The 23,818-nt window shown below is 71.4% G+C and carries 21 protein-coding genes and 1 tRNA gene; 9 read left to right on the top strand and 13 right to left on the bottom strand.

The window, feature by feature from the left end:
- Positions 1–137 precede the first annotated feature (137 nt).
- On the top strand, positions 138–641 hold the full coding sequence (locus ACFW48_RS14660) for an Lrp/AsnC family transcriptional regulator (protein WP_386314900.1): 504 nt from the start codon (positions 138–140) through the stop codon (positions 639–641).
- A gap of 26 nt (positions 642–667) precedes the next feature.
- On the opposite strand, the gene ACFW48_RS14655 is transcribed toward ACFW48_RS14660, so the two are convergent.
- Positions 668–1,279, bottom strand: a complete 612-nt coding sequence (locus tag ACFW48_RS14655) for a TetR/AcrR family transcriptional regulator (RefSeq protein ID WP_386314339.1) — start codon at positions 1,277–1,279, stop codon at positions 668–670.
- A complete protein-coding gene (locus ACFW48_RS14650) occupies positions 1,276–2,790 on the bottom strand; it encodes a 3-hydroxyacyl-CoA dehydrogenase (protein ID WP_386314336.1) in 1,515 nt (504 codons plus the stop codon). Before ACFW48_RS14650 ends, ACFW48_RS14655 begins: the two co-directional genes overlap by 4 nt.
- Before the next feature lie 185 nt (positions 2,791–2,975).
- On the opposite strand from ACFW48_RS14650, the gene paaN reads away from it, so the two are divergent.
- Positions 2,976–4,667, top strand: a complete 1,692-nt coding sequence (paaN, locus tag ACFW48_RS14645; RefSeq protein WP_386314333.1) for a phenylacetic acid degradation protein PaaN — start codon at positions 2,976–2,978, stop codon at positions 4,665–4,667.
- A gap of 33 nt (positions 4,668–4,700) precedes the next feature.
- Here paaN and ACFW48_RS14640 read toward each other — a convergent pair whose 3' ends face one another.
- The 6 genes from ACFW48_RS14640 to ACFW48_RS14615 all read right to left on the bottom strand — a co-directional run bounded on the left by ACFW48_RS14640 (position 4,701) and on the right by ACFW48_RS14615 (position 10,809).
- A complete protein-coding gene (locus tag ACFW48_RS14640; RefSeq protein WP_386314330.1) occupies positions 4,701–5,468 on the bottom strand; it encodes a TrmH family RNA methyltransferase in 768 nt (255 codons plus the stop codon).
- The gene (locus ACFW48_RS14635; protein WP_386314327.1) at positions 5,465–6,763 is read right to left on the bottom strand and encodes an HTTM domain-containing protein; all 1,299 of its coding nucleotides are present in this window, start codon (positions 6,761–6,763) and stop codon (positions 5,465–5,467) included. Before ACFW48_RS14635 ends, ACFW48_RS14640 begins: the two co-directional genes overlap by 4 nt.
- On the bottom strand, positions 6,760–7,704 hold the full coding sequence (locus ACFW48_RS14630; RefSeq protein ID WP_386314324.1) for a DUF5819 family protein: 945 nt from the start codon (positions 7,702–7,704) through the stop codon (positions 6,760–6,762). Before ACFW48_RS14630 ends, ACFW48_RS14635 begins: the two co-directional genes overlap by 4 nt.
- 271 nt (positions 7,705–7,975) lie before the next feature.
- On the bottom strand, positions 7,976–8,305 hold the full coding sequence (locus tag ACFW48_RS14625) for a rhodanese-like domain-containing protein (RefSeq protein WP_376674595.1): 330 nt from the start codon (positions 8,303–8,305) through the stop codon (positions 7,976–7,978).
- A 49-nt stretch (positions 8,306–8,354) separates the two neighbouring features.
- Positions 8,355–9,206, bottom strand: a complete 852-nt coding sequence (locus ACFW48_RS14620; protein WP_386314321.1) for a hypothetical protein — start codon at positions 9,204–9,206, stop codon at positions 8,355–8,357.
- Positions 9,207–9,351: 145 nt separating this feature from the next.
- Positions 9,352–10,809 carry a DUF2252 domain-containing protein gene (locus ACFW48_RS14615; protein WP_386314318.1) on the bottom strand — a complete coding sequence of 486 codons (1,458 nt, stop codon included), beginning with the start codon at positions 10,807–10,809 and terminating at the stop codon, positions 9,352–9,354.
- A gap of 360 nt (positions 10,810–11,169) precedes the next feature.
- Between ACFW48_RS14615 and ACFW48_RS14610 the strand changes: the two genes are divergently transcribed.
- On the top strand, positions 11,170–12,060 hold the full coding sequence (locus tag ACFW48_RS14610) for a carbohydrate-binding protein (RefSeq protein ID WP_386314316.1): 891 nt from the start codon (positions 11,170–11,172) through the stop codon (positions 12,058–12,060).
- A 99-nt stretch (positions 12,061–12,159) separates the two neighbouring features.
- Here ACFW48_RS14610 and ACFW48_RS14605 read toward each other — a convergent pair.
- Positions 12,160–12,246 (bottom strand) — tRNA-Leu (locus ACFW48_RS14605).
- A gap of 553 nt (positions 12,247–12,799) precedes the next feature.
- Here ACFW48_RS14605 and fhaA point away from each other — a divergent pair.
- The 6 genes from fhaA (at position 12,800) to pknB (ending at position 21,031) form a co-directional block, all read left to right on the top strand.
- The gene (fhaA, locus tag ACFW48_RS14600; RefSeq protein WP_386314313.1) at positions 12,800–13,681 is read left to right on the top strand and encodes an antibiotic biosynthesis regulator FhaA; all 882 of its coding nucleotides are present in this window, start codon (positions 12,800–12,802) and stop codon (positions 13,679–13,681) included.
- A 10-nt stretch (positions 13,682–13,691) separates the two neighbouring features.
- Complete coding sequence (gene fhaB, locus ACFW48_RS14595) at positions 13,692–14,210, top strand: antibiotic biosynthesis regulator FhaB (RefSeq protein WP_386314311.1); 519 nt, start codon at positions 13,692–13,694, stop codon at positions 14,208–14,210.
- A gap of 141 nt (positions 14,211–14,351) precedes the next feature.
- Positions 14,352–15,899 carry a Stp1/IreP family PP2C-type Ser/Thr phosphatase gene (locus ACFW48_RS14590; protein ID WP_386314896.1) on the top strand — a complete coding sequence of 516 codons (1,548 nt, stop codon included), beginning with the start codon at positions 14,352–14,354 and terminating at the stop codon, positions 15,897–15,899.
- 27 nt (positions 15,900–15,926) lie between these two features.
- On the top strand, positions 15,927–17,363 hold the full coding sequence (locus ACFW48_RS14585) for an FtsW/RodA/SpoVE family cell cycle protein (protein WP_386314308.1): 1,437 nt from the start codon (positions 15,927–15,929) through the stop codon (positions 17,361–17,363).
- Complete coding sequence (locus ACFW48_RS14580; protein ID WP_386314305.1) at positions 17,360–18,832, top strand: peptidoglycan D,D-transpeptidase FtsI family protein; 1,473 nt, start codon at positions 17,360–17,362, stop codon at positions 18,830–18,832. Before ACFW48_RS14585 ends, ACFW48_RS14580 begins: the two co-directional genes overlap by 4 nt.
- Positions 18,833–19,021: 189 nt before the next feature.
- A complete protein-coding gene (pknB, locus tag ACFW48_RS14575; RefSeq protein ID WP_386314302.1) occupies positions 19,022–21,031 on the top strand; it encodes a Stk1 family PASTA domain-containing Ser/Thr kinase in 2,010 nt (669 codons plus the stop codon).
- Between the two features lie 76 nt (positions 21,032–21,107).
- Here the strand turns inward: pknB and ACFW48_RS14570 are convergent, their stop codons facing one another.
- Genes ACFW48_RS14570 through ACFW48_RS14555 form a run of 4 tightly spaced genes read right to left on the bottom strand, consistent with a single transcriptional unit; the run spans position 21,108 to position 23,779 of the window.
- Positions 21,108–21,881, bottom strand: coding sequence for a class E sortase (locus tag ACFW48_RS14570; protein ID WP_386314299.1), 774 nt, complete (start codon positions 21,879–21,881; stop codon positions 21,108–21,110).
- A 13-nt stretch (positions 21,882–21,894) separates the two neighbouring features.
- Positions 21,895–22,950, bottom strand: a complete 1,056-nt coding sequence (locus tag ACFW48_RS14565) for a class E sortase (RefSeq protein WP_386314296.1) — start codon at positions 22,948–22,950, stop codon at positions 21,895–21,897.
- Entirely contained in the window at positions 22,947–23,585 is a 639-nt protein-coding gene (locus ACFW48_RS14560) for an aminodeoxychorismate/anthranilate synthase component II (protein ID WP_386314293.1), read from the bottom strand. Before ACFW48_RS14560 ends, ACFW48_RS14565 begins: the two co-directional genes overlap by 4 nt.
- Complete coding sequence (locus ACFW48_RS14555) at positions 23,582–23,779, bottom strand: hypothetical protein (RefSeq protein WP_386314924.1); 198 nt, start codon at positions 23,777–23,779, stop codon at positions 23,582–23,584. Before ACFW48_RS14555 ends, ACFW48_RS14560 begins: the two co-directional genes overlap by 4 nt.
- Between the last annotated feature and the right edge of the window lie 39 nt (positions 23,780–23,818).

The following is a 23,818-nucleotide window of genomic DNA, read 5'->3' as shown; positions in this document are numbered from 1 at the left end:
CTCACCTACCGATTGTTCGGTCGTCGGCGCATTTTGGCTACAGGCGGCCCCAGGCTGTGGACAAACGGTTCTCCACAGCCTGAGATGGACGCAGTACGTCCATCGTAAGAAGGCGGGGGCACATGGCATCTGAACAAATGGCCGAACGCCCGGAGGAAGCCGACGGCCCGGACGACGCCGGCGCCCCGCCGCCCCCGCGCCCGCTGGACGCCATCGATCAGGACATCCTGCGCATGCTCCAGGCGGACGGCCGCGCCTCGATACGCTCGGTCGCCGAGCGGGTGCACGTCTCGCGCGCGAACGCCTACGCGCGCATCAACCGGCTCGTCGAGGACGGCGTCATCCGCGGCTTCGGCGCCCGCGTCGACCACGAACGCGCCGGGCACGGCACCTCGGCGTACATCACCCTGAAGATCGTGCAGAACACCTGGCGCACGGTCCGCGCGCAGCTCCGGCAGCTCCCCGGGGCCTCGCACATCGCCCTGGTGGGCGGCGACTTCGACGTCCTGCTGCTGGTGCACACCCCGGACAACCGCGCCCTGCGCGAACTGGTGCTCAGCCGTCTCCAGGCCATCCCGGAGGTGCTCAGCACGCGCACCCTGCTGGTGTTCGAGACGGAGGACCTGGAACCGCAGAGCTGACCGCCGGGCCGGAGACGAGTGGCCGCTCAGGACGCCTTGCGCAGACCCCCGAAGACCAACCGCGCCACCGCGTCGACCACTTCGCGCTCGCCCGCGCCGCCGCGGCCGCCGCAACCGTGGGGACCGTCGGGCCGGTACCACTCGACGATCGAGTTGATCATGCCGAAGACCAGACGCGTCGCGAGCCGCACCTCCACGTCCGCGCGCACGTCCCCCTCGGCCGCCGCGGCCTTCAGCAGGTCGGCGACCCGGTGGTCGAACTCGCGCCGCCGCTCCAGCGCCCACCGCTCGGTGCCGGTGTTGCCGCGCACCCGCAGCAGCAGCGTGACGTACGGCAGTTCGGCCATGAGCACCTCGACCATGCGCCGCACGACGTACTCCAGCCGCTCGGCGGCGGACCCCACGCGCGCGTGGTCCTCGTCGAGGATCCCGAACAGCTCGTCCAGGGCCCGGCTCACGGCCCGGCGCAACAGCTCCTCCTTGCCCGTGACGTGGTGGTAGATCGACGACTTGGAGATACCGGCCGCCCTGGAGAGGTGCTCCATGGAGGTGCCGTCGTAGCCGCGCTCGATGAAGACCTGCACGGCGACGGACAGCAGTGTCTCGGGCGTGTACGTGTCGCGCTTGGCGGTGCTCATGAGGGGATGCCCTCCCCTGCGTCGGAGGCGTGCGCGTGACGGCGGAGCGCGAGGGACGGGGCGTGGCGCCCGGAGGGCTCGCGTTCGTGCAGCTCACCCAGCAGCTCGTACACCCACCACAGGCCCAGTCGGCGGCCCCACTCGACGGGCCCGAGCGGGTAGTTCACACCGAGGCGCATCGCGGTGTCGACGTCCTCCGCCGAGGCCACGCCCCGGGCGACCGCGTCGTACGCCAGGTCGACGATCCGCGCGACCGTCCGCGCCACGATCATGCCGGGCACGTCGCCGACGACGCTGACCTCCTTGCCGAGCGCCTGGAACAGGCCGGTGGCCTCGGCGAGGGCGCGGGGCGAGGTGGCCTCGGAGGGCGCGAGGGCGAGGCGGGTGGCCCGCCGGTAGTCGAGGGCGAGGTCGAAGTGGACGACGCCGCCCAGCTCGGCCGAGGTCTGCCCGTCGGTGAGGCGCAGCCGCCCGCCGCTGGGCAGCACGAGCGACCCGGTGCCCTGGTCCTCCTCGCGGACCTCGATGCCCGCCTCGCGGATCAGCGTGACCAGCTCGGCGGCCGGTCCCAGGTCCCCCTCGACGACCACGTACGCGGGCCGGTCGGCCGGTTCGGCGGTGTGCGGCTCGGGCCGCTCGGCACCGTCCCGGTAGTCGTACCAGCCCTGCCCGCTCTTGCGGCCGAGCCGGCCGGACTCGACCAGGCGGCGCTGAGCCAGCGACGGCGTGAAGCGCGCGTCCTGGAAGAACGCCTGCCACACGGAGTGCGTGACCGACTCGTTGACGTCCTGCCCGATCAGGTCGGTCAGCTCGAAGGCGCCCATCCTGAAGCCGCCGGACTCGCGCAGCACCGCGTCGATGGTGGCCGGGTCGGCGGCCCGCAACTCGTGGACCGCGAGGGCCTCGGCGTAGAAGGGCCGGGCGACACGGTTGACGACGAAGCCGGGGGTGTCGGCGCAGGCGACCGGGGTCTTCCCCCAGGCGCGGGCCGTCTCGTACGCGCGCGTGGCCGACGCGGCGTCGGTGGCGAACCCGGAGACCACCTCCACCAGCGGCAGCAGCGGCGCGGGGTTGAAGAAGTGCAGGCCGACGAAGCGGCCGGGGGCGCGCAGCGCGCCGCCGATGGCGGTGACGGACAGGGAGGAGGTGTTGGTGGCGAGCAGGCAGTCGTCGCCGACGACGTCCTCCAGCGCCCGGAACAGCTCCTGCTTGACGTCCAGCCGTTCCAGGACCGCCTCGACGACCAGCGCGCAGTCGGCGAGGTCGGCGAGGGTCTCGGCGGGCCGGAGCCGGGCACGGGCCGCGTCCCGCCCGGCGCCGGTGAGCCGTTCCTTCTCGACGAGCCGGTCGAGCCGGGCGCCGATCGCGTCCGCCGCTTCCCGGGCCCGCCCGGGGACGGCGTCGTACAGCCGCACGGGATGGCCCGCGACCAGCGCCACCTGGGCGATGCCCTGGCCCATGGTGCCGGTGCCGACGACGGCCACGGGGCTGCTGAGGTCGAGTGCTGTCATGTGCGCGATCCTCCCGCACGGGGTTTTCCACAGATGCGGCGGTCCCCCTTGTCCCGACCGATCGTTCGGTTACTCTAGCCGTGTCCGCCTGTTTCTGCCCAGGTTTTCCCCCAGGTCCACGGACTCGACGAAGCGTCGACGAGGAGTCGACGGCGAGTTCGTGAGAGACGAGGAGTTGGTCCCGCATGGCCGCCGAACTCACCGCACACCAGCTGATCGCCCAGCACCGGCCGACCCTGGACCTGGCGCTGGAGACGATCCGCACGCGCGCGTACTGGTCCCCCCACCCCGAGCACCCCAAGGCCTACGGGGAGAACGGCAGCCTGGACATGCCCGCGGGCAAGGCCGCCTTCGACGCCCTGCTCGGCACCCGCCTCGACCTCGACCAGCCCGGCACCGACGGCTGGGTCGGCGGCGAGATCTCCCCGTACGGTGTCGAGCTGGGCGTGGAGTACCCGCACGCCGACCTCGACGTGCTGCTGCCCGCCATGAAGGCCGGCCAGAAGGCGTGGCGGGACGCGGGCGCGGAGCTGCGCGCGATGGTCTGCCTGGAGATCCTCGGACGGATCGCCGCCCGGACGATGGAGTTCGCGCAGGCGGTCATGCACACCTCCGGGCAGGCCTTCATGATGGCCTTCCAGGCGGGCGGCCCGCACGCGCAGGACCGCGGCATGGAGGCCGTGGCCTACGCGTACGTGGAGCAGGTCCGCACGCCCGACACGGCGGAGTGGACCAAGCCGCAGGGCAAGCGCGACCCGCTCGCGCTCACCAAGCAGTTCACGCCGGTCCCGCGCGGCATCGGCCTGGTCATCGGCTGCAACACCTTCCCGACCTGGAACGGCTACCCGGGCCTGTTCGCCTCCCTCGCCACCGGCAACGCGGTCCTGGTCAAGCCCCACCCGCGCGCGGTGCTGCCGCTCGCGCTCACCGTGCAGGTCGCCCGCGACGTCCTCACCGAGGCCGGTTTCGACCCGAACCTGGTCGCGCTGGCCGCCGAGCGCCCCGGCGAGGGCATCGCCAAGACCCTGGCGACCCGCCCCGAGATCCGGATCATCGACTACACCGGCTCCACCTCCTTCGGCGACTGGCTGGAGGCCAACGCCCGCCAGGCCCAGGTCTTCACCGAGAAGGCCGGCGTCAACACGGTGATCGTCGACTCCACCGACGACTACAAGGGGATGCTCGCCAACCTGGCCTTCTCCCTCTCCCTCTACAGCGGCCAGATGTGCACCACCCCGCAGAACCTGCTCATCCCCCGCGACGGCATCCGCACCGACCAGGGCCCCAAGACGTACGACGAGGTGACCGCCGACCTCGCGCGCGCCGTCGACGGACTCCTCGGCGACGACGCCCGCGCGAACGCCCTGCTCGGCGCGATCGTCAACCCGGACGTCAAGGCCCGCCTGGAGGCCGCCGCCGGCCTCGGCGAGGTCGCCCTGGCCTCCCGCGAGGTGACCAACCCTGACTTCCCGGACGCGGTCGTGCGCACCCCGGTGATCGTCAAGCTGGACGGCGCCAAGCCCGACGACGAGGCCGCCTACACCAGCGAGTGCTTCGGCCCGGTCTCCTTCGCCGTCGCCGTCGACTCCGCACAGCACGCCGTGGACCTGCTGCGGCACAGCATCCGGGAGAAGGGCGCGATGACGGTGGGCGCCTACACGACCGACGCGGAGGTCGAGCAGTCCGTGCGGGAGGCCTGCCTGGAGGAGGCGGCCCAGCTGTCCCTCAACCTCACCGGCGGGGTGTACGTCAACCAGACGGCCGCCTTCTCCGACTTCCACGGCTCGGGCGGCAACCCGGCGGCCAACGCCGCCCTGTGCGACGGGGCGTTCGTGGCCAACCGCTTCCGGGTGGTGGAGGTCCGCCGACAGGCCTGAGACGGCAGACCGGCGACCGGCAGACCGGCAGACCTACGGCACCCGCGGTGCGCCCCCGCCGGCGCTCCAGTGGTACAGCGTCATGGCCACACTGGTCGCGAGGTTGTAGCTGGAGACCTGGGGGCGCATCGGCAGCGCCGCCAGATGGTCGGCACGCGCGCGCAGCTCCCGCGACAGCCCGCTGCGCTCCGAGCCGAACGCGAGCAACGCGTCGTCCGGCAGCTTCAGCCCGCGGATGTCCTCGCCCTCCGGGTCCAGCGCGAACACCGGCCCCGGCGGCAGCTCCCCGACCTCCAGCCGCTCCACGGCGGTCGCGAAGTGCAGCCCCGCCCCACCGCGCACCACTGTGGGATGCCACGGATCGAGCGTGCCCGTGGTGACCACACCGGTCGCCCCGAAACCGGCGGCCAGCCGGATCACCGCCCCCGCGTTGCCGAGGTTGCGCGGCTGGTCGAGGACCAACACGGGCGTACGGCGGGGCGTGTGCGCCAGCGCCCGCAGGCTGGCCGCACGCGAGGGCCGCACGGCCAGGGCGGCCACGGCGGTGGGATGCGGACGCGGAACGAGGGAGGCGTACGTCTCCTGCGACACCTCTGCCAGCAGAGCGCCCATGGCGTCCCGTACGTCGGGCGCCAGCTCCTCGGCGAGGGCCAGGGCACCCGCGCGGTCGGCGGTGACGGCCACCGGAACCTCGGCGCCGAAACGCAGCGCGTGCTTGAGGGTGTGGAACCCGTCGAGCAGCACGCACGGTCCGGCGTGCCGGCGCCAGACGGCCGGCGGGTCGAGGTCTGGGTCGGTCATGCCCGGAAGCCTACGTGCGTGTGGCCGGGGTCCTTGTCGTTCTCCGCGGCCTCCTGGGAGCGGGGCCCGGGCACCGCCGCCGTACGGCCGTCACCACCGCCGTCACCACCGCCGTCCCCACCGCCGTCACCACGCCCGGCCGTCGGCCGACCCGGCAATCGGCCCGGCCATCGGCCCAGCAGCCCGGCACGCGCGCGTGCCGCCCGGCCGCCCAGCCGGCGCAGGAAGGAGGTCGGCAGGAAGACCGCGTCCGCGGCGATCATCGCCAGCGAGAAGAACGGCAGCCCCAGCACCACGGCGATCACCGCGTGCTCGGTCATCATGGCGGCCAGCAGCACGTTCTTGACCCGCCGGTTGAACAGCGTGAACGGGAACGCGACCTGCACGGCGACCGTGCCGTAGGTGATGAGCATGACCATCGTGCCGTTGGCGGCCAGCGCGTCGGAGAGCGCGGGCCAGGGCGAGAAGTACTCCAGGTTGAGCGGGTAGTAAACCGCGGTGCCGTCCTGCCAGCGCGACCCCTGGATCTTGTACCAGCCCGCGGTCGCGTAGATCAGACAGGCCTCGGCCATGATCACGACCAGCGCGCCGTTGTGCACGATGTTGGCGACCACGTCGAGCAGGATCCTCGGCTCACCGCCACCGGCCCAGCGCCCCACGGCCCACCACAGGCCCTGCGCGGCCCACACCGCCCACAGCAGCGCCGGAACGAACCAGTCGCCGTCCAGCCCGCCCGCCGACGTCATGGTGAGCAGTACGAACCCGAACACCCACCACAGCGCCGGCCCGACCCGGTCCCCACGCGCGCGTGCCCCACCCGCACGCCGCGCCCGGCGCGCGTCCAGCGACCACACCTGGCCGCAGCGCGTGAGCACCAGGTAGATGCTCATCAGGTGCAGGACGTTGTCGCCGCCGTCCCCCATGAAGACGCTGCGGTTCTGCAGCGAGAGCACGCCGACCATGAAGATCACGGACATGGTCCGGGTGCGCCAGCCCAGCAGGAGCAGCACACTGCTCAGGACGGCCAGCGCGTAGACGATCTCGAACCAGACCCGCCCGTCGGACCACATCAGCACCGTGAAGGCGCCGTTGTCCGCGATCAGCTGCTCGGCGAGGTCGTGGCCCCAGGGGCTCTCGGGACCGTACAGCTCGTGGCGGTGGGGCAGCTCGCGCAGCAGGAAGAGCAGCCAGGTGGCGCTGAAGCCGATACGGATCACGGCGGTCTGGTACGGGCCGAGCGCGGCGCCGGTGACGCGGGCGATGCCGCGGGAGACCGAGGGGGCGATGCCGGTCACGCGGCGTCCCCTTCCTTCTCACGGGCAGCCACCGGCCACCAGGGCAGCTCACGGTAGGTCGGCCGGTCGGAGACCTTCTCACCGCTCCACGAGGGCGGCTCCACGTTGGTGGTCCGGGAACGGTACTGGACGCGCTCGACGACACCGCCCGGCCCGGCGGCGTCGTTCCGGTCCAGGCGCAGGACGGCGATGCGGCGCAGATAGTCCTCGGACAGCGTGCCCCGCAGGTCCACCGGGCGGTCGTCGGAGTCGTGGGTGGCGACGAAGAAGTCCCAGGCCCGGCGGAGTTCGTTCTGCTGGGTGTGGCTCGGCAGCGGATTGCCGTCGATGCCCCGGCCGTCCTCGGCGGACAGGTCGAACCAGCCGGTCGTGCGTATCGCGCCGTCCGCCGTGCTCACCTCCGCGCGGACCTGGACGGAGACGTTCTGCTGGAGCGGGTTGGGCGCGAAGAGCTTCCAGTTCTGCTCGAACTCCGGGAAGACCCACTCGTCCACCGCCTCGCCGTGCTGCTTGGTGAGGGTGTTCGACGGTGCCACGTGCAGGAACACCAGGCCGAGGTGGGCGCAGACGGCGACGACGACGACCGCGAGGGCGGCCACGGCACCGACCTGATAGCGCGTGGAGAGCGCGGAGACACCGGTACGGGGCGCCGCGGTCGCCTGCCGGGGCACCGCGGTGGCCGTACGGGTGCCGGCTCGCATGCCGGCCTCGGACCCGGTCCCGGTCCCAGCCCCGTCTGATCCGTCGGACTCATCGGGCCCGTCGGCCCCCTCCGTCCCGGCACCGCCGGCTTCCGCACGACCGCCGTCCGTCCCGACCGGGACCTCCGGCCGATCCAGCCGATCCGGCCGATCCGGCCGATCCGGCCGATCCGGTGCGCCCCGTCCCCCCTGCTCGTCCCGCCCCCGCGGGACGTCCGAGCCTGTGTCGTACGCGTCCATTCCGCCCCGTTCCGGTCCCGATCCGTCGTACCGCCCACCCGCCGCGGGGCTCGCCCGCGCGCCACTCGTGCGGCTGCTCGGCAGCGTCCGAACGGGAACGGTACTCAGGACCGTCCGCCCGCACAGCCCCCGGCGGACCGACCGCGCAGTGGCAGTCACCACATCGTCACCGCGCGGCGGCGCGCACGGTGACACGGAGATGACCCGGAGACGAGCCGGAGGCAACCCGGGGAGACGGCCCGAAGACGACCCGGAGACGACCCGAGCGGCCCTAGAGAACGTGCCCCGGCTCGCCCTTCCCGTCCACCACCGGGCGGCCGGCCGCGGCCCACACCTGCATGCCGCCGTCGACGTTCACGGCGTCGATGCCCTGCTGGGCCAGATACATGGTGACCTGGGCCGAGCGACCGCCGGAACGGCAGATCACGTGGATCCGGCCGTCCTGCGGCGCGGCCTCGGTCAGCTCACCGTACCGGGCCACGAACTCGCTGATGGGAATGTGCAGCGCCCCGGCGGCGTGACCCGCCTGCCACTCGTCGTCCTCGCGGACGTCCAGCAGGAAGTCGCCGTCCTTGAGGTCCGTGACCTCGACCGTGGGCACACCAGCTCCGAAACTCATGCCCCAGACGCTACCGGAGCCCCCGCCCGGCTCAGTCCCGCCCGAGCGCCGCCGCCAGTTCGGCCTCGCGCTCCCGCACCTGGGTCGCCAGCTGCTCGGCGATCTCCTCCAGCAGCCGGTCGGGGTCGTCCGGGGCCAGCCGGAGCATGCCGCCGATCGCGCTCTCCTCCAGCTCCTTGGCCAGCAGCGTGAGCATCTCCTTGCGCCGGTCGAGCCATTCGAGGCGGGCGTACAGCTCCTCGCCGCGGCTCGGACGCCGCTCGGGCGCCGGACCGGCGGCCCACTCCTCTGCCAGCTCCCGCAGCTGAGCCGCGTCACCACGGGCGTAGGCGGCGTTGACCCGGGTGATGAATTCCTCGCGCCGGGTCCGCTCCTCGTCCTCCTGCGCCAGGTCGGGGTGGGCCTTGCGGACCAATTCGCGGTAGAGCTTGCGGGCCTCCTCGCCGGGCCGGACCCGCTGCGGGGGACGTACCGCCTGGTCCGTGAGCATCGCCGTGGCCTCCGGGAACAGTCCGTCCCCGTCCATCCAGCCGTTCAGCAGTTCCTCGACCCCGGGGATCGGCATCAGCCGGGCCCGCGCCTCGTCGGCCCGGCGGCGGTCCTCGGCGTCGCCGGTGCCGGCCGCCCTGGCCTCCAGGATCTGCGCCTCCAGCTCCTCGAGCCGCGCGTACACCGGGCCGAGCCGCTGTTCGTGCAGGCGTGAGAAGTTCTCGACCTCCACACGGAAGGTCTCCAGCGCGATCTCGTACTCGATGAGTGCCTGCTCGGCGGCCCGTACGGCCTGTTCCAGCCGTTCCTCGGGACGCGGCGCACCGTCCTCGGGCGTCGCCGCCGGCTCCGCACCGGCGCCGCCACCACCCTGCTCAGCTTCCGGGGTCGTCACCCGACCAGCGTAGGCCACACCCCGTCCGGCGCCGCCCGGCCCGCCGTACCCGGCGCGCGCCCTGGCCGCCCGCGCACGACGTACGCCGTCCGAGGCGGCCACGCCCCGCCGCCTCCGGGGCGCTCCGGCACGGGCGGCGGGAGCGTCACACCCCCAGTTCCGCCGCGACCCGCCCCGCCCGCACCGCGCCCACCAGTTCCGCGTGGTCCGCCTCCGTACGGTCGGCGTAGGCCACGGCGAAGGCGGACACCGCCTCGTCCAGCTCGTCGTTCTTGCCGCAGTAGCCGGCGATGAGCCGCGGGTCGGCGCTGTGCGCGTGGGCGCGGGCCAGCAGGGCGCCGGTCATGCGGCCGTAGTCGTCCATCTGGTCGGCGGCCAGGGCCGTGGCGTCGACGCTGCCCTTGCGGTTGCGGAACTGCCGCACCTGGAACGGCCGCCCGTCGACCGCCGTCCAGCCCAGCAGCATGTCGCTGACCACCTGCATCCGCTTCTGCCCCATGACCACCCGGCGCCCCTCGTGCGGGGCCTCGGGGGCGTCGAAGCCGACGGCCGCCAGATGGGGCAGCAGCGCGGAGGGCCTGGCCTCCTTCACCTGGAGCACGAGCGGTTCACCGCGGTGGTCCAGGAGCAGCACGACGTACGACCGCGTGCCCACGCTGCCGGTCCCGACGACCCGGAAGGCGACGTCGTGCACCGCGTACCGGGCCAGCAGCGGGAGCCGGTCCTCGGAGAGGGTGGCCAGATAGGGCTCCAGGGCGGCCGCGACCGCCGCCGCCTCCCCGGCCGGGACCCGCCGCAGCACCGGCGGGGCGTCGGCGAAGCGCCGCCCGCCGTCCTCGGTGGACTCGGTCGACTTGGCGGCGAAGCGCCCGCTGGTGTTGGCCCGCGCCTTCTCGGAGACCCGTTCCAGCGTGCCGAGCAGGTCGTGGGCGTCGGTGTGGGAGACGAGTTCCTCGTCCGCGATGGCGTTCCAGGCGTCCAGCGTGGGGAGCTTCGCCAGCAGCCGCATGGTGCGCCGGTAGGCGCCCGCCGTGTCGTGGGCGGCCTCGCGGCAGGTGTCCTCGTCGGCGCCGGCCTCCCGGCCCGCGAGGACGATCGAGGCGGCGAGGCGCTTGAGGTCCCACTCCCAGGGGCCGTGGACCGTCTCGTCGAAGTCGTTCAGGTCGATGACCAGGCCGCCGCGGGCGTCACCGTAGAGACCGAAGTTGGCGGCGTGCGCGTCGCCGCAGATCTGGGCGCCGATCCCCGTCGTCGGCGTACGCGCCAGGTCGTACGCCATCAGCCCCGCCGACCCGCGCAGGAAGGCGAACGGTGTGGCGGCCATCCGCCCCACCCGTATCGGGGTGAGCCCGGGTATCCGGCCGCGGTTGGACTCCTCGACCGCGCTCACCGCGTCCGGCCGGGAGGCGTCCAGGACGAGCTCGGCGTGCGCGGACCGCGGAACGCGCGTGCGCAGCGCCTTGCCCTCCGCCTTCGGCGAGCCGCCGACGGGCCACCGCGCGAACCCCGGCACGAACGGCACCCGCACGCCCTCCGCCGCGTCCGCGACCGCGCCCACACTCGCACTCGCCCCCGCCGTCGTCCCCGCCGTCGCCTCGGTCATCGCGACCGCCCTCCCCGTACTCGTACCCGTACGCGCACCCGTGCCGTACCCGTGTCCGCGCCGCCCCTCCCGGGCGTCGACGCGCCACGACCGTACCCCCGGGCGATCCGCCCGTACACGGGCCCGCCCGCCCCGTCCCGCCGCCCGCATAACGCCGGGCAGGGGGCGAAACAGGAGGTGCCCGGGCCCCCACCGGCCCGCATACGGTTTCCAGCGATCACCACGGAGCGCGCCCGCCGAAGCAACGACAGCAGCCTGCCCCGCGCGGCGAGCGCGCTCCCTGTCCCCGAGGTCCCGCATGTCGCACGTCCCGTCCAGCTTCCCCAGGGACCACCCCACCGACGAGACCGAGGAACCGCCATGACCTCCGACGCCCCCACCACCCCCGACGAACCCGGCACCGGGCCCGGACCGGACACCGACACCGGCACCACCGCCGACCGCGGCATCAGCCGCAAGACGCTGCTCAGGGCGGCCGTCGCCGCCGGCGCCGCCGTCCCGCTGCTCGCCACCGGCTCCATCGCGCTCGCCCGGGACGCCGCCCGCTCCTCCACCGGGAAGGCCCTGCCGCCGACCCCGTTCTGCGACGACGGCGACGACCCGACGCCCGACCAGATGGAGGGCCCCTACTTCAAGCCGAACTCCCCGCTGCGCACCAACCTGGTGACGCCCGGCACCGCCGGTACCCGGCTGACCGTCAGCGGCTACGTCTTCGGCCGCAACTGCGCCCCGCTGCCCGGCGTGCTCCTCGACTTCTGGCAGGCCGACAACGCCGGTGCCTACGACATGGCCGGATACACCTTCCGCGGCCACCAGTTCACCGACGCCACGGGCGCGTTCTCGCTGCGGACGATCGTCCCCGGCCTCTATCCGGGCCGCACCCGGCACATCCACGTCAAGGCACAGGCGCCCGGTGAACCCGTACTGACCACCCAGCTGTACTTCCCCGGCGAGCCCCGCAACAGCACGGACGCCCTCTTCGACCCCGCGCTGCTGATGAACGTCCGCGGCGTCGGCGGCGGCAAGGAGGGCAGCTTCGACTTCGTCCTGAACGTGGACGGCGATCCGGGCCCCGGCCCCACCGACCCGCCGACCGACCCGCCGGGCGGCACCTGGGCGGCCGGCCGCTCCTACGCCGCCGGCGACGGGGTGACGTACGGCGGCGGCTCCTACCGCTGCCTCCAGGCGCACACCTCGATGACGGGCTGGGAGCCGCCCAACGTGCCGGCCCTGTGGCGCCGCGAGTCCTGAGACCTTCCTCACAGCGCACCGCGGCCGCACGGCGCCCCCACAGCGCCGTGCCCGAGCATGCGGAAGCCCCCCAGGTCCGAGACCTGGGGGGCTTCCGGCTGGTGCGCGAGGGGGGAGTTGAACCCCCACGCCCTTTCGGGCACTGGAACCTGAATCCAGCGCGTCTGCCTATTCCGCCACCCGCGCATTGGGTGTGTCCTCGGGGCCTTTCCTTGCGGTCCGGCACCTTCCGACACGAGAACATTAGCACGCTGGATCGGGTGGATTCACATCCCTTTCCAGGCGGGGCAGGCAGCGCGCAAGGCCCGGGGAGCAGGGCGCCCGCCCTCCTTCGGACACTCGGGCACTCGTATCGACCCGGGTCCGTTCACGTATCAACCTCGTACCGGTCCGGCCCGTCTCCCCAAGAGCCGGTAGGGGTCCACAGTCAGGTGCGGGACACTGGTCTGCGGCCGCCTCTACGATCCTGGGCATGAGTACCTGCGGGAGAGCATCCCGAAGGACCCCGAGAGTTCGAAGGGGAGCTCCGGCGGGAACTCCGAGAGGCGTCGACACCCGTCGACCGGGCCGACAGGGGGAACCAGCCGATCGACCGGCGCGTGGATACGATCAGTAAGCAGTACCAAGTAAGCAGTGCGCGGGTGAGCGGTACACGCGTAAGCAGGACGCAAGGCAGCAGTGCGCACGGCAGCAGTACGCAAGGCAGTGGACAGGACGGCAGCGACGGAGGAGGTGCCCCATGGGAGTCCTGAAGAAGTTCGAGCAGCGTCTCGAAGGTCTGGTCAACGGCACCTTCGCGAAGGTGTTCAAGTCCGAGGTGCAGCCCGTGGAGATCGCGGGAGCGCTCCAGCGCGAATGCGACAACAACGCGACCATCTGGAACCGCGACCGCACCGTCGTACCCAATGACTTCATCGTGGAACTGAGCACGCCCGACTTCGAGCGCCTCAGCCCCTACTCCGGCCAGCTCGGCGACGAGCTCGCCGGCATGGTCCGCGACTACGCCAAGCAGCAGCGCTACACCTTCATGGGACCGATCAAGGTCCACCTGGAGAAGGCGGACGACCTCGACACCGGCCTGTACCGGGTGCGCAGCCGTACGCTCGCCTCCTCCAGCAGCCACCAGGGCGGCCCGGCTCCCGCGGGCCCCACCGCTCCCCCTGCCCCCACCGGGCGGCCCGGCGGCCCGGGCGGTGGCTACGGCTACCCGCCGGCCGCCGCCCCCGCGGGCGCCCCGCCCATGCCGGCCGCGCCGCCACCCGGCGGACGCCCCGGCGGATACGGCTACCCGCAGCCCGCGGGCGGCCAGCAGCCCCCGCCCGCACCCGCGGCCGGCGGACGCACCCGCCACTGGATCGAGATCAACGGCACCCGCCATCAGATCTCCCGCGCGACGCTCGTGCTCGGACGCAGCACCGAGGCCGACGTGCGGATCGACGACCCCGGCGTCTCCCGCCGGCACTGCGAGATCCGGACCGGAACGCCCTCGACGATCCAGGATCTCGGGTCCACCAACGGCATCGTGGTGGACGGGCAGCACACCACCCGCGCTACGCTCCGCGACGGCTCGCGGATCGTCGTGGGCAGCACCACCGTTATCTACAGGCAAGCCGAAGGGTGATCCGGGGGCAATGTCAGAGCTGACCCTCACGGTCATGCGGCTGGGTTTTCTCGCCGTATTGTGGCTGTTCGTGATCGTGGCCGTGCAGGTCATCCGCAGCGACCTGTTCGGCACGCGGGTCACCCAGCGCGGAGCGCGGCGCGAAGCCGCCCGACCGCAGCAGGCCGCCGCGCGCCAGGGACAGGCGCCTCCACCGCAGCGCCAGCAGCAGAGCGGCGGCCGGGGCCGCCGGGGCGCTCCCACCAAACTGGTCGTGACGGAGGGCACCCTCACCGGCACCACCGTTGCCCTCCAGGGCCAGACCATCACGCTCGGCCGGGCACACGACTCGACGATCGTGCTGGACGACGACTACGCCTCCAGCCGCCATGCCAGGATCTACCCCGACCAGAACGGCCAGTGGATCGTCGAGGACCTGGGCTCCACCAACGGCACCTACCTGGACCGGTCCCGGCTGACGACCCCCACACCGATCGGGCCGGGGTCGCCGATCCGCATCGGCAAGACCGTCATCGAGCTGCGGAAGTAGTGCTACACCAATGAATGAGCGCGAGCGGAGCGAGCACGCAGCGGCGGCCGGCACCCTGGGCCCCGGCGCGCTCCCGACCGGAGGGTGGGCAGTGTGGCTCGACACGACCGGCTGTACCCGGAGCCGACGGGCGAGGTGCGCATGAGTCTGTCACTGCGCTTCGCCGCCGGATCGCACAAGGGCATGATCCGGGAGGGCAACGAGGACTCCGGTTACGCCGGTCCGCGCCTGCTCGCCATCGCCGACGGCATGGGCGGCCAGGCCGCCGGCGAGGTCGCCTCCTCCGAGGTGATCTCCACCATCGTCGCCCTCGACGACGACGTGCCCGGCTCCGACATCCTCACCTCCCTCGGCACCGCCGTACAGCGCGCCAACGACCAGCTGCGGCAGATGGTCGAGGAGGACCCCGCCCTCGAAGGCATGGGCACCACCCTCACCGCCCTGCTCTGGACCGGCCAGCGCCTCGGCCTCGTCCACGTCGGCGACTCCCGCGCCTACCTCCTGCGCGACGGCGTCCTCACCCAGATCACGCAGGACCACACCTGGGTTCAGCGCCTGGTCGACGAGGGCCGCATCACCGAGGAGGAGGCCGGCACCCACCCGCAGCGCTCCCTGCTGATGCGCGCGCTCGGCAGCGGCGACCACGTCGAGCCCGACCTGTCCATCCGCGAGGTCAGGGCCGGCGACCGCTACCTCATCTGCTCCGACGGACTCTCCGGCGTCGTCTCCCACCAGACGATGGAGGACACCCTCGCCAGCTACCAGGGCCCCCAGGAGACCGTCCAGGAGCTGATCCAGCTCGCCCTGCGCGGCGGCGGGCCCGACAACATCACGGTCATCATCGCCGACGTCCTCGACCTCGACACCGGTGACACCCTCGCCGGCCAGCTCTCCGACACCCCGATCGTGGTCGGCGCCGTCGCCGAGAACCAGGCCCAGTTCGGCGACAACGGCATCATGCAGACCCCGGCCGGCCGCGCCGCCGGACTCGGCCGCCAGGGCGGCGGGCAGCGCGGCGGCGGCGAGTTCGGCCCGCCCGGCAGCGGCGACACCACCGGCTACATCCCGGCCGGCGGCTTCGACGACTACGGCCCCGACGACTTCACCAAACCCCGCAAAAGCCGCAAGTGGCTGAAGAGGTCCCTCTACACCGTGCTCGCCCTCGCCGTCATCGGCGGCGGCACGTACGGCGGCTGGCGCTGGACCCAGACCCAGTACTACGTCGGCACCAACAACGACCACCTCGCGCTGTACCGGGGCATCAGCCAGGACCTCGCCTGGGTCTCCCTCTCGAAGATCCAGAAGGATCACCCCGAGATCGAACTCAAGTACCTGCCGCCCTACCAGCAGAAACTGGTCGAGGCCACCATCCCCGAGAGCGACCTGGCCGACGCCCGGGCGAAGATCGAGGAACTGGCGGTGCAGGCCTCCGCCTGCAAGAAGCAGGCCGACCGGCGCACCGCGGAGACCGAGAAGAACGCGAAGACGGGCGAGGGCGAGGCCGGAGGCACCACGGGAACCACACCCGCCTCCTTCACGTCCAAGGCCTCACCGACCCCGAACCCCTCGGGATCACCGAAGGCACCCGAATCGTCCGAGTCCCCGTCCACGACCGCACCCACTCCAGGCTCCGGCCCGACCCTCTCGGAGGAAGAGCAGAAGGTCGTCTCGCTGTGCGGTAAGCAGTAGGCAAGCCGTGAGAGGCCCTGTCACACGATGAGCAGTTCTACCAACTCGCCGACGCACCACACGTCCACGATCGGCGCCATCGGCGCCCCGAGCCGGCGCAACACCGAGCTGGCTCTGCTCGTGTTCGCCGTCCTCATCCCGGTCTTCGCCTACGCCAACGTGGGCCTGGCCATCAACGACGAGGTGCCCGCCGGCCTGCTGAGCTACGGCCTCGGCCTCGGCCTCCTGGCCGGCGTCGGCCACCTCGTCGTGCGCAAGTTCGCGCCGTACGCGGACCCGCTGATGCTGCCCCTGGCCACCCTGCTCAACGGACTCGGCCTCGTCGCCATCTGGCGACTCGACCAGTCCGAACTCCTCCAGGACATCGAGCAGGCCGGCACCGCCGCACCCCGGCAGTTGATGTACACCGCGATGGGTATCGCCCTGTTCGTCGCCGTGATGATCTTCCTCAAGGACCACCGCGTCCTGCAGCGCTACACCTACATCTCCATGGTCGGCGCCCTGTTCCTGCTGCTGCTCCCCCTGGTGCCGGGCCTCGGCAAGAACATCTACGGCGCCAAGATCTGGATCCAGGTCGGCTCCTTCTCCATCCAGCCCGGAGAGTTCGCCAAGATCGTCCTGGCGATCTTCTTCGCCGGCTACCTGATGGTGAAGCGCGACGCGCTCGCACTCGCCAGCCGCCGCTTCATGGGCCTCTACCTGCCCCGCGGCCGCGACCTCGGCCCCATCCTCGTCGTCTGGATGGTCTCGATCCTCATCCTGGTCTTCGAGACCGACCTCGGCACCTCGCTGCTGTTCTTCGGCATGTTCGTGATCATGCTGTACGTCGCCACCGAGCGGACCAGCTGGATCGTCTTCGGTCTGCTGATGTCCGCCGTCGGCGCCGTCGGTGTCGCCAGCTTCGAACCCCACATCCAGCAGCGCGTCGACGCCTGGCTCGACCCGATGAAGGAGTACACGCTCTCCCGCGCGGGCGTCGGCGGCCACTCCGAGCAGGCCATGCAGGCCCTGTGGGCCTTCGGCTCCGGCGGCACCCTCGGCACCGGCTGGGGCCAGGGCCACTCCGAGCTCATCCGGTTCGCCGCCAACTCCGACTTCATCCTCGCCACCTTCGGCGAGGAACTCGGCCTGGCCGGCCTCATGGCCCTGCTCCTGCTCTACGCGTTGATCGTGGAACGCGGCGTCCGCACCGCCCTCGCCGCCCGCGACCCGTTCGGCAAGCTCCTCGCCATCGGCCTCTCCGGCGCCTTCGCCCTCCAGGTCTTCGTCGTCGCCGGCGGCGTCATGGGCCTCATCCCGCTCACCGGCATGACGATGCCCTTCCTCGCCTACGGAGGCTCCTCGGTCATCGCCAACTGGGCCCTGATCGGCATCCTGCTGCGCATCAGCGACACCGCCCGCAGACCAGCACCCGCCGCTCCCGCCAACCCAGACGCCGAGATGACCCAGGTGGTCCGACCGTGAACAAGCCACTGCGCCGAATCGCGATCTTCTGCGGCCTCCTCGTCCTCACCCTGCTCATCCGCGACAACTGGCTCCAGTACGTCCAGGCGGACGAGCTCAAGGAGGACGAGCACAACCGCCGCGTCGCCATCGAGCGGTACGCCAGCCCGCGCGGCGACATCATCGTCGACGGCCAGGCCATCACCGGCCACGCCACCACCAAGGGCGACTTCAAGTACAAGCGCACCTACAAGAACGGCGCCATGTGGGCGCCCGTCACCGGCTACGTCTCCCAGGCCTACGGCGCCACCCAGATCGAAGCCATCAACGACGGCATCCTCACCGGCAACGACGACCGGCTCTTCTTCCGCAACACCCTCGACATGATCACCGGCAAGAAGCGCGAGGGCGGCAACGTCGTCACCACCCTCAACAGCGCCGCCCAGAAGGCCGCCTACGACGGTCTGAAGAAGCAGGGCGCCAAGGGTGCCGTCGTCGCGATCGAACCGTCCACCGGCAAGATCCTCTCGATGGCCTCCTACCCCTCCTACGACCCCACCTCGATCGCCGGCAGCAACGAGGCGGCCGGCGAGGCCTGGAACAAGCTCCAGAAGAAGAACAACCCGAACGACCCGATGCTCAACCGCGCCCTGCGCGAGGTCTACCCGCCCGGCTCCACCTTCAAGGTGCTCACCGCGGCCGCCGCCCTGGAACACGGCCTGTACGACTCGGCGGACGAGAAGACCGACTCCCCCCTGCCCTGGACGATGCCCGGCACCACCACCGAGCTGCCCAACGAGGGCGACCTCCCCTGCGAGGACGCCACCCTGCGCGAGGCACTCCGCGTGTCCTGCAACACCGTCTTCGGCAAGGTCGGCTCCGACCTCGGCAACGACAAGATGCTCGAGACGGCCAAGAAGTTCGGCTTCACCGAGGAGCAGTTCGTCCCCGTGCGCTCCAGCGCCTCCGTCTTCTCGGACGACATGAACAAGTCGCAGACCGCGCTCTCCGCCATCGGCCAGTACAACACCGCCGCCACCCCGCTCCAGATGGCCATGGTCACCTCGGCCATCGCCAACAACGGCACCCTGATGAAGCCGTACATGGTCGACGAACTCCAGGCCCCCAACCTCGACACCATCGAGAAGACGGACCCCGAGGAGATGAGCAAGCCGCTGTCCGCGGACAACGCCCAGATCCTCCAGGACATGATGGAAACCGTCGTCAAGGACGGCACGGGAACCAACGCACAGATCGACGGCGTCACGGTAGGCGGCAAGACCGGCACCGCGCAGCACGGTGTCGACAACAGTGAGAACCCCTACGCCTGGTTCATCTCGTACGCCAAGGGCGAGGACGGCGGCTCGCCCGTCGCCGTGGCCGTGGTGATCGAGGACGAGAACGCCGTCCGTGACGACATCTCCGGCGGCGGGCTCGCGGCGCCGATCGCGAAGAACGTCATGGAGGCCGTTCTGGAGAGCAAGAAGTGACCACGGGCTGAACAGGACGTGACTCCGGTCACGTCCCCTTCACATAGGCGCACGTTGCGATACCGGTCCTGTATCGGGTATCGGGCTTGGCCAGGTCACTCGGAGCGAGCCGGGTACGGTAGGCCGGACGGCAGCCTCCGACCGTACAAGCATGCCGGTCGGGACCGACGGAGAGGGCTGGTAGTAACCATGGAAGAGCCGCGTCGCCTCGGCGGCCGGTACGAGCTGGGCCCGGTGCTCGGCCGTGGTGGCATGGCGGAGGTTTACCACGCGCATGACACCCGGCTCGGACGCCAGGTGGCGGTGAAGACGCTGCGCGCGGACCTCGCGCGCGACCCGTCCTTCCAGGCCCGCTTCCGCCGGGAGGCCCAGTCGGCCGCCTCGCTCAACCACCCCGCGATCGTGGCGGTCTACGACACGGGCGAGGACTACATCGACAACGTGTCGATCCCGTACATCGTCATGGAGTACGTCGACGGTTCCACACTCCGTGAACTGCTCCACTCCGGCCGCAAGCTGCTGCCGGAGCGGACGCTGGAGATGACCATCGGCATCCTCCAGGCGCTGGAGTACTCGCACCGGGCAGGCATCGTCCACCGCGACATCAAGCCGGCCAACGTCATGCTGACGCGGGGCGGCCAGGTCAAGGTCATGGACTTCGGCATCGCCCGCGCCATGGGCGACTCCGGCATGACGATGACGCAGACGGCCGCGGTGATCGGCACCGCCCAGTACCTCTCGCCGGAGCAGGCCAAGGGCGAGCAGGTCGACGCGCGATCCGACCTGTACTCCACGGGCTGCCTCCTCTACGAGCTGCTCACGGTGCGGCCGCCCTTCGTCGGCGACTCCCCGGTCGCCGTCGCCTACCAGCACGTGCGCGAGGAACCGCAGGCGCCCAGCGTCTTCGACCCCGAGATCACGCCCGAGATGGACGCGATCGTGCTGAAGGCCCTGGTCAAGGACCCCGACTACCGCTACCAGTCGGCCGATGAGATGCGTGCCGACATCGAGGCCTGTCTCGACGGCCAGCCGGTCGGCGCCACCGCCGCGCTCGGCGCCATGGCCGCGGGCGGCTACGGCGCCTACCCCGACGACCAGCCGACCACCGCCCTGCGCTCGGACGCGGGCGGCGGCGCCACGACCATGCTGCCGCCCATGAACCCGGACGACGGCGGCTACGGCTACGACGACCGCCCCGACCGGCGCCGCCAGCAGCCGCGCAAGTCGAACACCTCCACGATCTTCCTGGTCCTGGCCGGCATCCTCGTCCTCGTGGGCGCGATCCTGATCGGCAAGTACGCGTTCAGCGGCAGCGGCGGGCCAGGCAACGACAAGGTCGACGTGCCGGCCTTCGTCGGCCAGACCAGGGCCGACGCCCAGCAACTGGCCACCAACGCCGACCTGGAACTGGCCTTCACGCAGAAGCCCTGCGAGGACCAGAAGAAGGGCAGCATCTGCTCGCAGGACCCCGCGCAGGGCACCAGCGTCGACAAGAAGTCCACCGTCAACCTGGTCGTCTCGACCGGCGCCCCCAAGGTCGCCGTGCCGAACGTCATCGACAAGAACGTCGACGAGGCCACCCAGCAGCTCAAGGACAAGGGCTTCGAGGTCGAGACCAAGCAGACCGAGTCCTCCCAGGACGAGGGCACCGTCCTCAGCCAGGACCCCGACCCGGGCAACGAGCTGGAGAAGGGCTCCACGGTGACCCTGGAGGTCGCCAAGGCCGAGGAGAAGTCCACAGTGCCGGACGTCCTCGGCCGCAGCTGCGACGAGGCCAAGGCCCAGATGGAGAGCAGCGACCTCGAAGCCACCTGCACGGACCAGCCGACGACCGACCCGAACCAGGACGGCAAGGTCATCTCCACGACGCCCACGGCGAACACGCAGGTCGACAAGGGCTCCCCGGTGCAGATCTTCGTGGGCAAGGTCGCGGAGAAGACGAAGGTTCCGGAGATCAAGCTCGGGACCCCGCTGGGTCAGGCCAAGCAGACCCTGCAGCAGGCCGGCTTCACCAACATCCAGGTCTCCGGTCCCGGCGACGACAACGCCCTGGTGATACAGCAGAACCCGCCGGCGGGCACCGAGGTCGACGACCCGGCCGCCACGCCGATCACCCTCACCACCGCGGGTGGCAACGGAAACGGCAACGGCGGTAACAACGGCGGCGGCTTCATCGGCGGCCTCCGCGGCGACGACTGACGCACCCCGGCAACTCACCGGTACGGCAAGAGCCCCGGCCCCTCAGCGGAGGGACCGGGGCTCTGTCGTAGTCACCTCACCGCAACTCAACCGGCGGAGTCCGCTCCCCGTCCACCTTCTCCGTGCGCACCAGCTCCCCCCACACCACGTACCGGTACCGGCTCGTGTACACCGGCGTGCAGGTCGTCAGCGTGATGTAGTGGCCGGCCTTCTTCTTGCCGGACTCCTCGGGGACCGCGTCGAGCACCTTGACGTTGAACTTCGACGTCTCGGGAAGGACCGCGTAGGTCTTGTAGACGTACCACTTGTCCTTCGTCTCGAAGACGATCGGGTCGCCCTTCTCGATCTTGTCGATGTTGTGGAACTTCGCCCCGTGCCCGTCCCGGTGCGCCGCCAGCGAGAAGTTGCCCTTCTTGCCGGAGGTCGGCAGCGCCGACTTGACCGGGTCGGTGTAGTAGCCGGCCACGCCGTCGTTGAGGATCTTCATCGACGTGCCCTTCTCCACCAGGATGTCGCCGTTCCCCATCGCCGGCACGTGCAGGAAGCCGATGCCCGCCCTGGTGTCCAGCGCCCCCGGACCGTCCGGACCGACCCGGTCCTGGGCCCAGTCGTCGCGGACCTTGTCGGCCTGCTCGTCCGCCGCGCGGTCGGCGACCACGTTCGTCCACCACAGGGAGTAGACGACGAACAGGCCGAGCACCAGGCCCGCGGTGATCAGGAGCTCGCCGAAGACGCTGACGGCCCGCGCGACGATCCGCCCCGGGCCGCGACCGCGGCGGGGTGCCGCGGGCTCCGGTGGGCCGTCCGCGCCGGTGTGCTCTTCGTGCTCCGTGTCGGTGGTCGCTGCCACTGGTCATCCGCCCTTAACTGACGAGCGCATCCGGCTTGCCCTTGCTGCGCGGCCGTTCCTCGATCATCTTGCCCCAGACGATCATCCGGTACTTGCTCGTGAACTCCGGCGTGCAGGTCGTGAGGGTGATGTAGCGGCCGGGTTCCTTGAAACCGGACTGCTTCGGCACCGGGTCGAGGACGCTGACGTTGCTCGGCGAGGTCACCGGCAGTATCGACGCCATCTTGTAGACGAAGTACTCGTCCTGCGTCTCCACGACGATCGGATCGCCCGGGCTCAGCTTGTTGATGTACCGGAACGGTTCGCCATGCGTGTTGCGATGCCCCGCCAGCCCGAAGTTGCCCGTCTTCGCCTCCGGCATCGCCGTCTTCAGCGCACCCTCGGCGTAGTGCCCGACCATGCCCCGGTCCAGGACCTTCTCGTCGTCGATGCCCTCCGCGATCGGCACCACGACGTCCAGCTTGGGAATGTGCAGCAGCGCGAACCCCTGCCCCGGCTCGAACGTCCCCGGATTCCGCTTGCCGCTCGCCCAGTCGTCCTGGAGACTGCTCGCCGCCTTGTCCGCCTGCGCCTGCGCCCGCACGTTCGTCCACCACAACTGGTACGTGACGAACAGCAGCATCAGCACACCGGTCGTGATGAAGACCTCACCGATCGCACGGCTGGCGATCACCGCGGCACCCGGCTTGCGCGCACGAGCCTGCCGACGCGCCTCTACGCGCGACAGAGGCGCTTTCGGCGCCTCGACCGGCTCCTGTGCCGCCGACGGGCCCCGGGAGGCCCCACGACGTCCGTGACGCCCTTTCGCGGCCTTCCTGCGGGCCGCGCGACCGCCGCCCGCGGGAGAAGCCGTGGTCCTCCGCTCCGGCGGCGGGTCCGGAACCCACAGCGCCACCGTCTCGTCGTCGCCGACGACCGACCGGTACGGCTCCCCGGAGGAGAAGTCCCCAGAAGCGGAGCCCTCGTGCCAACCGCCCCCGAACGCACCGGAATCCCCGTACGGCCGCCCGTACGAGGATCCCTGGTCACCGGCCGCGCCGGAGTCACGCTCGGGGCGCAGCGCGGTCACGCCGTGGCCCTGCCCACCACCGGGGCGAGCCCCGCCGACCTCGCCACCGCGTCCTGGTCGCCGCACTCCGCCAGCCAGTTGGCCAGCATCCGGTGCCCGTGCTCGGTCAGCACCGACTCCGGATGGAACTGCACACCCTCGACGGGCAGTTCACGATGGCGCAGCCCCATCACGATCCCGTCGTGCGTGCGTGCCGTCACCTCCAGCTCCGCCGGAACCGTGGCCGGCTCCGCCGCCAGCGAGTGGTACCGCGTCGCCGTGAACGGAGAGGGCAGGCCCGCGAAGACGCCCTGGCCCGCGTGCTCGACCGGCGAGGTCTTGCCGTGCAGCAGCTCCGGCGCCCGGTCCACCACACCGCCGTACGCCACCTGCATCGACTGCATGCCGAGGCAGACGCCGAAGACGGGCACCCCGGTCGCCGCGCAGTGCCGGACCATCTCGACGCAGACCCCCGCCTGCTCCGGCGTACCCGGGCCGGGGGAGAGCAGCACGCCGTCGAAGCCGTCCTGGGCGTGCGCCGTCGACACCTCGTCGTTGCGCAGCACCTCGCACTCGGCGCCCAGCTGATACAGGTACTGGACCAGGTTGAAGACGAAGCTGTCGTAGTTGTCGACGACGAGGATGCGCGCACTCACTGGTTGTCCACCGTCACATCGTTGAAGGGGAGCAGCGGCTCGGCCCACGGGAAGACGTACTGGAAGAGGACGTAGACCACGGTCACCGCCAGCATGAGTGAGAGCAGCGCCTTCACCCACGCGCTCCCCGGCAGATGCCGCCAGATCCAGCCGTACATGCCGTCCCTTCCGTCGCACCACGGCGCCAGACTCACGCCGTACCGCACCAGACTAGCGGCGCGGGGCCCTCCGGA

Origin of the sequence: Streptomyces sp. NPDC058812 (assembly GCF_042744565.1) — a bacterium.
GTDB classification, from domain to species: domain Bacteria; phylum Actinomycetota; class Actinomycetes; order Streptomycetales; family Streptomycetaceae; genus Streptomyces; species Streptomyces thinghirensis.
The sequence above is the reverse complement of the archived record's forward strand: the minus strand, read 5'-3'. Positions and strand labels throughout refer to the sequence as shown.

What these genes read in the sequence shown, in the direction of transcription:
- ACFW48_RS14660 (WP_386314900.1), top strand. Translation starts at nt 138, where the DNA reads ATGGCCGAACGCCCGGAGGAAGCCGACGGCCCGGACGACGCCGGCGCC.
- ACFW48_RS14655 (WP_386314339.1), bottom strand. Translation starts at nt 1,279, where the DNA reads ATGAGCACCGCCAAGCGCGACACGTACACGCCCGAGACACTGCTGTCC.
- ACFW48_RS14650 (WP_386314336.1), bottom strand. Translation starts at nt 2,790, where the DNA reads ATGACAGCACTCGACCTCAGCAGCCCCGTGGCCGTCGTCGGCACCGGC.
- paaN (WP_386314333.1), top strand. Translation starts at nt 2,976, where the DNA reads ATGGCCGCCGAACTCACCGCACACCAGCTGATCGCCCAGCACCGGCCG.
- ACFW48_RS14640 (WP_386314330.1), bottom strand. Translation starts at nt 5,468, where the DNA reads ATGACCGACCCAGACCTCGACCCGCCGGCCGTCTGGCGCCGGCACGCC.
- ACFW48_RS14630 (WP_386314324.1), bottom strand. Translation starts at nt 7,704, where the DNA reads ATGGACGCGTACGACACAGGCTCGGACGTCCCGCGGGGGCGGGACGAG.
- ACFW48_RS14615 (WP_386314318.1), bottom strand. Translation starts at nt 10,809, where the DNA reads ATGACCGAGGCGACGGCGGGGACGACGGCGGGGGCGAGTGCGAGTGTG.
- ACFW48_RS14610 (WP_386314316.1), top strand. Translation starts at nt 11,170, where the DNA reads ATGACCTCCGACGCCCCCACCACCCCCGACGAACCCGGCACCGGGCCC.
- fhaA (WP_386314313.1), top strand. Translation starts at nt 12,800, where the DNA reads ATGGGAGTCCTGAAGAAGTTCGAGCAGCGTCTCGAAGGTCTGGTCAAC.
- fhaB (WP_386314311.1), top strand. Translation starts at nt 13,692, where the DNA reads ATGTCAGAGCTGACCCTCACGGTCATGCGGCTGGGTTTTCTCGCCGTA.
- ACFW48_RS14590 (WP_386314896.1), top strand. Translation starts at nt 14,352, where the DNA reads ATGAGTCTGTCACTGCGCTTCGCCGCCGGATCGCACAAGGGCATGATC.
- ACFW48_RS14585 (WP_386314308.1), top strand. Translation starts at nt 15,927, where the DNA reads ATGAGCAGTTCTACCAACTCGCCGACGCACCACACGTCCACGATCGGC.
- pknB (WP_386314302.1), top strand. Translation starts at nt 19,022, where the DNA reads ATGGAAGAGCCGCGTCGCCTCGGCGGCCGGTACGAGCTGGGCCCGGTG.